The 6,919-nt window shown below is 68.4% G+C and carries 6 protein-coding genes; 1 reads left to right on the forward strand and 5 read right to left on the reverse strand.

What is annotated here, in order from left to right; all coding sequences use genetic code 11:
• Positions 1-10: 10 nt before the first annotated feature.
• From Psi02_RS28275 to Psi02_RS28290, 4 genes are all read right to left on the reverse strand, one after another.
• Positions 11-1,828 carry a copper resistance CopC/CopD family protein gene (locus tag Psi02_RS28275; protein ID WP_203978831.1) on the reverse strand — a complete coding sequence of 606 codons (1,818 nt, stop codon included), beginning with the start codon at positions 1,826-1,828 and terminating at the stop codon, positions 11-13.
• A 156-nt stretch (positions 1,829-1,984) separates the two neighbouring features.
• Positions 1,985-3,463 carry an LVIVD repeat-containing protein gene (locus Psi02_RS28280; RefSeq protein WP_203978833.1) on the reverse strand — a complete coding sequence of 493 codons (1,479 nt, stop codon included), beginning with the start codon at positions 3,461-3,463 and terminating at the stop codon, positions 1,985-1,987.
• Positions 3,464-3,703: 240 nt separating this feature from the next.
• Positions 3,704-3,946, reverse strand: coding sequence for a hypothetical protein (locus Psi02_RS28285; protein WP_203978835.1), 243 nt, complete (start codon positions 3,944-3,946; stop codon positions 3,704-3,706).
• 216 nt (positions 3,947-4,162) lie between these two features.
• The gene (locus Psi02_RS28290; RefSeq protein ID WP_203978837.1) at positions 4,163-4,360 is read right to left on the reverse strand and encodes a hypothetical protein; all 198 of its coding nucleotides are present in this window, start codon (positions 4,358-4,360) and stop codon (positions 4,163-4,165) included.
• A gap of 153 nt (positions 4,361-4,513) precedes the next feature.
• On the opposite strand from Psi02_RS28290, the gene Psi02_RS28295 reads away from it, so the two are divergent.
• Positions 4,514-5,590, forward strand: a complete 1,077-nt coding sequence (locus Psi02_RS28295; protein ID WP_203978839.1) for an RNA polymerase subunit sigma-70 — start codon at positions 4,514-4,516, stop codon at positions 5,588-5,590.
• 274 nt (positions 5,591-5,864) lie between these two features.
• Here Psi02_RS28295 and Psi02_RS28300 read toward each other — a convergent pair whose 3' ends face one another.
• Entirely contained in the window at positions 5,865-6,428 is a 564-nt protein-coding gene (locus Psi02_RS28300) for a dihydrofolate reductase family protein (protein ID WP_203978841.1), read from the reverse strand.
• Between the last annotated feature and the right edge of the window lie 491 nt (positions 6,429-6,919).

The following is a 6,919-nucleotide window of genomic DNA, read 5'->3' on the forward strand; positions in this document are numbered from 1 at the left end:
CACCAGCCTTTCAGTGTGCCGTGAACGGGACACGCACGGGTGTCTCGTCGAAGTCGGAGACTCGGATGTCCAGCCGCAGGACCCACTCCCCCGGGTAGGGGATGGACATCGAGTTCGCCACGTAGTGGCCGGGTTCGGCCGCGGAGACTTTTACGGGCAGCGCCGGGACGCTGCGGTCGCGCGACTCGAGCGCACCCGAGACCTCGGGCACCGCGAACAGCGAGCCGTTCCGCCCGGTGATGTAGATGTCGGCCACGTTGCTTCCCGGCTTCGCGGGCTCGATCTTCACCTCGACCGAGCCGCCTCCTAGCCCGGCGCCTGGGCCGACCGCGTCCGCGACGGCGGTGGGAAGGGGGACCGTGGTATGCACCGGCGGCGCGTAACTGGTGCGGGCCGGGGCGGTGTTGACCAGCACGGCCGTGATCGACACGACGGCGACCCCGAGCACGACCTCACCCGCGACCGAGCGGCGCAGCCGGCGCACCGCGGTGTAAGGAGCGGTATCGAGGCCGAGGGAGTCGCGACCGCGCCGCCGCACGAACCGCCGCGCTCCTGCGGCAAGACCCACCACGGCGAGGACGGCGGCGAGCTTGCCGAGAAGCAGCCGCCCGAAGCCGGTCCCGCCGAGCGCACCCCACGTTCCCACCTGCCGCCAGGCCAGATACACGCCCGTCACCGCGATCACCGCGAAGCAGATCTGCGCGAGCGTGGAAAACCTCGGGAGCGCGGGTTCCAGGGAGATGGCGCCGGTGGGCTCCCGCCCCCTCCCTGGGAGGAGCACGCAGGCCGAGAGCGCGATCAGGCCGCCCAGCCACAGAGCCATGGCGAGCAGGTGCAGGCTGGTCGCGGGTACGGCCAGCCAGGTCTGCTCGCCAGTCTGTGCGTGATCCGCCAGCGTCCAGGTGAACGGCAGGACGACGGCGCAGGCGGCCCCGACGCCGGCCACTCCGACGCCGGCCGTCCCAGCGCCAGACGTCCTGGCGGCGTCCGTCCGGACGTCAGCCAGGGACGAGGAGGGCCGTACAGCGATCCAGAAGGCCACACCAAGAGCGAGCACGATCAACAGCCGCACCAACAGCGCGTGACCCAACCGCGTGGACAGCGTCGCGCTGAGCAGTTCAGGATCGAACACCCCGGTCAGCGACGTGCCCGCGGCGTACGGCCCCTGTACGAGCAGGACGACCACGGTGCCCGCGGTCAAGGCGACGAAGCCGGACCACACGATGCCCCGGCCGCGACGGTCGTCGCGGCCGGCGGGCCAGAGCACGGCGACGAACAGTGCACCACCGAGGGCGAGGGCCAGACCGAGAAACGCAAGGGCGCGACCGACGGCGTCGACGACGGGAACGGCAGGGCTGACATCCTCCTCCACCGGGGTGGCCGGCGTGGTGCTCGGGCGGCCGATGCTGAAGCTGAACGCCCCCGACACCACGTGCGAGTCCGCGGAGGTGATCCGCCAGGCCAGGACGTAGGTTCCCTCCACCAAACTCGCCGGAAGGCTCACCCGCGCCGTGTTGGCCTTCCCGTCCACGTAACCGGGAGCACCGGTCACCAGCTTCTTCCCGGTCACGTCGAGCAGCTGGAACGACCGCTGGTTGAAGCTCACCGCCTCGTTGAAGCTGAGCCTGACGTCGGCCGGAGGCGAGTGCAGCACCTGGCCGTCGACCGGCGAGGTCTCTATCAGGTAGGCGTGCGCGTACGCCGGATGCGTGACCGCGGCGGAGACGAGATCCGCGACCAGACCGCACGCCACGAGGATCGCGACCACCGCCAGCCGCGTGATCAGCCGGGCCCGACTACGGCCCGCGAGGTGAACACCGCTCGTCATCCGCGCTGGTCCGTACGCAGCGTGCCGTCGCCCGAGAGAGGGGCCGACACCCCAAACGTGATCTCCACGCCCGTCCTACCTCCATGCCCGTCGCCGCCGAAAGACGGCCCGAGCGCAGCGTCGCCACGCTCGGGCCGGGGCTTTCGACTCAGACGGTCACTTGTCGCACGAGTTCCAGCAGATCTTCTTGTCCGGCTTTCCGGCCAGCTTGCCGTCGAACCGGAGCACGTCGACGCCTCGGTTGTAGTCCGCGACGTAGACCAGTCCGTTGTGCCAGTAGGCGGCCGACGCCGAGCCGGCGGTCACGCCCTCCCCCGCCGGCACCCGGAAGTAGCCGACCTGGGTCGGATTCCTGGGATCCGACACGTCGAGGAAGCGGGTGCCCTGGCCGTACCACGCCTGCGCGACGATGTTGCCGTTCACCGTGAACCAGTGCGCGGAGCAGCTACCGGTGGTGGCCGACCCCTCCTTGCCCCACGGCGACCAGTGGCTGATCAGGTCCAGCCGGAACGGTTTCTCCGGCGTGGATCGCCAGCTCTCGCCGTGGTAGCTGCCCTTCAACGAGGCGATCTTGAACTCACCCGCCTGGGAGCAGGCCGTGATGTTCTCGTTGGTGATGTAGAGGAGCTCGCCCTTGTCGAAGGAGCCGAGCTTCTCGGTGTTGTGGTACGCGTTGTGGTCGAAGAAGTCGAAGAAGGCGGTGCCCGCCGGGTTGGTGGGGACGACGGTGCCGCCGGCGTACGGCACCGGGTCGTACGCGGTCGCGACCCGGTTGCGCTTCTGCACCGGGTCGTAGTGCCTGCCCTTGGTCCAGTAGCCGCGTACGCCGCCCTCACCGGAGACCCAGGCGACACCGTTCTTGTCGACGTCGACGCTGTGCACGTAGTCCGTGGTCCCGTCGAACCGGCCGAGATCGAGCGCCCCGTCGAAGGTGCGCGGGTGCTTGATGTCGCGGATGTCGGTCACCCGGATCGGCACGCCCTTCCAGGACGGGTCCTGGCCCGGCGTGCCCGTGTTCGCCGGACCGACCGACCACAGGTACGTGCAGTCGTTGATGCAGGTGGCTGTGTGCCCGGCCGGGACCGGCTGGAAGATGACGGTCTCCGGCTTCCACGGGTTCTTGACGTCGACGATGTAGACGCCGGACTGACCGGTGGAGACGGTGCCGCCGAAGCCGCGCGGGTCCCGGCTGAGGAAGACCAGCTTGCGCTTCGGGTCGACGGTCATGTTCTCGCCTTCCCAGAACCTGTCCTGGGTGTCCCCCGGCTGGCGCAGCTCGGCCGCCGTGATCTTGGAGATCAGGGCCGGGTGCTTGGGGTTCTTCAGCGACCAGACGGCGAGGCCGCCGGTGCCGTTGGCGAACATGAAGTCGTAGCCGTACTTGTCGTAGTGGATGAAGTTCAGACCCGAGTAGCCGCTGACGCCCTTGACGTTGTCGATGAACGTGACGTCGCCTGCGACAGCGGTCGTCGGGACGTTGTGCACGTCGTCGATGACCGGACCGCCATGAGCGGAGTTGCTGGACGGACTCGGGTCGGACGGCTTGTCTGCGAATGCTGAGCCGGCTCCGGACAGCTGCAGTGCCGCAGCCGTTGCCAGAGCGACGGCACCCGCCACGAGGGATTTCGCTTTCACCAGACCCTCCCTTAGGGGCCGGCAGTGCAGTTGGATAACCGCGCGGCCGAAGATCACACCTGACACGACTTTAGAGATCTGTAAGAGCGACTGTCATGATGCAAATGTTGCAAATGCCACCTTTGGGACTCCATCATTCGTCGCGATCGTGCCCTGGCGTGCTCTTATGGCCGTGGTCGTCATCAGTTGCCGGCTTGTCAAAGCGGTAGAGCCAGAGCGACACCCAGGGTCGGGCCGGACCTACGGCGTTCGGTTTCGGGAGGACAGGGTCAGGGCTACGGTGGCAGCCACGATGAGGACGGCGGCGGCCACCTTGAACGCCGAAAGGTAGCCGTCGACGGCACTCGCGCCGGACGGGGTGGGTCCCGTTTGGCGGAAGGCCAGGGTCGCCAGGCAGGCGAGGCCGATCGCGCCGCCCACCTGTTGCATGGTGTTCTGCACCGCCGAGGCCACGCTGGAGTCCTCGCCGGTGACGCCGTGCAACGCGGCGTCCAGGAGCGCCGGGGAACGTCATCCCGGTGAACAGGCCGACCATGAGCATGCAGGGCAGGACCCCGCCCACATACGAGCCGACCACGTCGAGGCGGAAGGTCATGAGGAGTCCTGCGGCGAGGCCGAGGAAGCTGGTGACCAGGAGCGCACGCGCCCCGGGCGGATATGGCGCTGACCAGCGATGATCTGACCGGGCAGGCGGCACGATCACCGGGTGGTCATGCGGTCTGCCAGTTCGTCGGCGCTGGGTGTCCAGGTACCGCGCTGGGCCTCGATGCCGTCGAGTCGGCGCTGGGTGCCTTCTTTGCTGGGCTTGAGGTAGCGCTGGAGGGTGCGGCGGTCTTCGTGGCCGGAGAGGTTCATCAGGTCGGCTTCGGTGGCGCCGTCCTCGCCGGCGTGGGACATCGAGGGTGTGCCCGACCCGGAGCACGTTCCCTGGATCGACCCCGACCCATCCGGCCCGGCGAACGGCCCGGTGTCAGCGACTTCACCGATCAGAAATCCTCCGCCACGTCGTCAGTTCTGTTAGCCCTCGCACCGGTGGAAGGATTGATGACCATGACCGACACCAGACCGCTGGGCGCCGACGAGGCCACGTTCCTCGCGGCGGTCCGCTCAGGCGACACGGCGCGGTTCGCACTCATCACGGAGCGCCACCGGCGTGAGCTGCAGGTGCACTGCTACCGGATGCTCGCGCACTACGAGGACGCCCAGGACCTGACGCAGGAGACGTTCCTGCGAGCGTGGAACAAGCGGGAGTCGTTCAAGGGCCACGCGGCCCTGCGGACCTGGCTGTACCGAATCGCGACGAACGCCTGCCTCGACTTCCTGGACAAGCGCAACGACCGCACACCCGTACCGTCCGAGCTGCCGGACACCGGCTCCGAGGTGCTGTACCTGCAGCCCTACCCCGACCGGATGCTCCCCGAGGACCCGCAGGAATCGGTGGTGGCGCGGGAGACGATCGAGCTGGCGTTCATCGTCGCCGTCCAGCACCTGCCGCCGCGGCAGCGGGCGGTGTTCATCCTGCGCGACGTCCTCGGCTGGCCGGCGTCGAAGGCCGCCGACGCCCTCGAGCTGACCGTCGCATCGGTGACCAGCGCACTGCAGCGGGCGCGTGTGACGATGCGCGAGCAGCTGCCCGACCGCCGCCTCGATTGGCGGAGCCCCGCCACCCACGAGCTGTCGAATGACGAGCGGAGCGTGGTGAAGTCGTATATCGACGCCCATGAGCGCAACGACCTGGACGGGCTGATGTCCCTGCTGCGCGACGACCTGCGCTTCGCGATGCTGCCCGAGCCGGGAACCTCGGTCATCACGGCCAAGGACGCGGTGGACGGCTGGGTCTCCGGTGGGCTCTTCCAGCGCGGCCACGACGACTGGCGCTGTATCACCACGACGGTCAACCGCATGCCTGCCGCCGTGCTGTACCTCCGCACCCCCGACGACCCGGAGTACCGGCTATTTACCATCGCGGTCCTGCACATCGTCGACAGGAAGATCGCCGAGCTCATCGGATTCGACGCCACCGACAAACCATGGCTGGGCCTGCCCCCGACACTGTCATCAGACAAAAGCCCCATCGTCGACGAGTCCAGCGCACGGGCCGCCGTCACCGAAATCACCGCGGAATGAGCACCCCGACCAGCTGAACACCAACGCGACAACGCGAACACCACCGCCCCGCCGGCGTTGCCGGCGGGGCATCTTCATGCCCGAAGAACATCGTCACAATCAACGACGCCGTCGCCCTCATCTCCAGCAAGTCGGTCAACAACTCACTCGGAACGCAAGGAAGGGCCCGGGGAAGGTTCCCTCATAGCCGAGGGTCACGGTGAGCCAAGAAGGATTTCGACCTGGCCTCACGAGCCCAGGACCTGGCCTCACGAGCCGAGCATCTGGCCCGTGCTCATCGCCTCGTCTCGTATCGGGTCAGCACCACGCCGCCGGGAAACGTCCGCGTCTCCACCGGGTTCAGGTTCACCCAGCTGTCCAGGGCCGTAAAGAACGGCGTGCCGCCGCCCACCAGGACCGGGTGGGTGACCAGCACGTACTCGTCGATCAGCCCGGCCCGCATGGCCGCCCCGGCGAGCGTGGCGCCGCCGATGTCCATCGGGCCGCCGTCTTCGGCCTTGAGCAGGGTGATCTCGGCGACGGCGTCGCCGGTGACCAGACGGGTGTTCCAGTCGACCGTGCTGGTCGTCGAGGAGAACACCACCTTCGGCATGTCCCGCCAGCGGCGGGCGTACTCGATCTCCGCCGGTGTGGCGCCGGGCTGCTGGTCGGCGGTCGGCCAGTGGGAGCTCATCGTCTCCCACAGTTTGCGCCCGTACAGCGCCAGGCCCGTCGCGTCCACCCGGTCGGACCACCACTGGAACAGCTCGTCGCTCGGTACGCTCCAGCCGAGGTCGTCGCCGGGCGCGGCGATGTAGCCGTCCAGGCTCAGGTTCATGCCGAAGATCAGTTTCCGCATCGTGCCAGCCTCTCGTGAGTCGATCTCACACGTACAGACGGGCACGGCGCGGAAACCTAATCGGTGCGCGATCTGCGTCCGCAGGTAGTCCTCGCGTTCCGGACTCGGCACGGCGTACTCGGCTGGGCTCGAGCACTACCCACCGGATCTCGACTTCACCCTCGTACGGGCAGCGGCGCACCCATGGCCGGCTCTCCCCGACCGCTGCTGCCGTCTGCCCGGACGGGAAGGCCTTCCACGGCCACCTGCAACAGAGGCTGTCTACTTTCGCAGAGGCGTTGCGGTAGCGCTCGACGCGCTCGCTGCGCGAGCAGGAGTGTGAGCGATCTGGGTCCCCGAACGCCTGATCACACAGCTATAGCGCCAGCCAGGCCCCCTCACCGCGCTGGAGATCGCCAACCAGTTCCCGACGCTGGGCATCTCGCTCGGCAACCAGCGGCCGCACGTGCCCGGCAAGATCCGCGAGTACCCACCTCTCCCAGCGCCGAGGG

This window comes from Planotetraspora silvatica (assembly GCF_016863315.1).
Taxonomy (GTDB): domain Bacteria; phylum Actinomycetota; class Actinomycetes; order Streptosporangiales; family Streptosporangiaceae; genus Planotetraspora; species Planotetraspora silvatica.

Coding starts and splice junctions, on each gene's coding strand:
- Psi02_RS28290 (WP_203978837.1), bottom strand. CDS start 4,360: ATGTCCCACGCCGGCGAGGACGGCGCCACCGAAGCCGACCTGATGAAC.
- Psi02_RS28300 (WP_203978841.1), bottom strand. CDS start 6,428: ATGCGGAAACTGATCTTCGGCATGAACCTGAGCCTGGACGGCTACATC.
- Psi02_RS28295 (WP_203978839.1), top strand. CDS start 4,514: ATGACCGACACCAGACCGCTGGGCGCCGACGAGGCCACGTTCCTCGCG.
- Psi02_RS28275 (WP_203978831.1), bottom strand. CDS start 1,828: ATGACGAGCGGTGTTCACCTCGCGGGCCGTAGTCGGGCCCGGCTGATC.